Below are 451 nucleotides of genomic sequence, written 5' to 3' on the forward strand. Positions count from 1 at the left end.
CTTGAATGATGGTAGTAGTTGTGTTACCGTTACCGTCTTTGATAGTTACAGTGTAGGTACCGTTGCCGTTGTCTTTAACGTCGGCTTCAGCGTTCCTACCTTCTGCACCAGTGTCACCTTTAGCACCATTTGCACCTTCTTTAACGATGGTAGTGGTGGTGTTACCGTTACCGTCTTTGATGGTTACAGTATGAGTACCGTTGCCGTTGTCTTTAACGTCGGCTTCAGCGTTCTTACCGTCGGCACCAGTTGCACCATCTTTAATGATGGTAGTAGTGGTGTTACCGTTACCGTCTTTGATGTTTATAGTGTGGGTACCGTTGACGGTGTATGCAACGTAGGCTTCAGCTTTCTTCCTGTCGGCCCCAGTGTCACATTTAGCAACAGTTGTACTGTCTGTAGTGATGGTAGTGGTGGTGTTACTGTTACCGTCTTTGATTGTTACAGTATG

General features: G+C 46.3%; 1 protein-coding gene. It reads right to left on the reverse strand.

Going from position 1 to position 451, the window contains the following annotated elements; genetic code table 11:
* On the reverse strand, window positions 1-451 hold a 451-nt coding region (locus ACTHUT_RS21990; RefSeq protein WP_440419943.1), incomplete at both ends, for a collagen-flanked surface repeat-containing protein.

Source organism: Neisseria sp. P0022.S010, assembly GCF_051956635.1.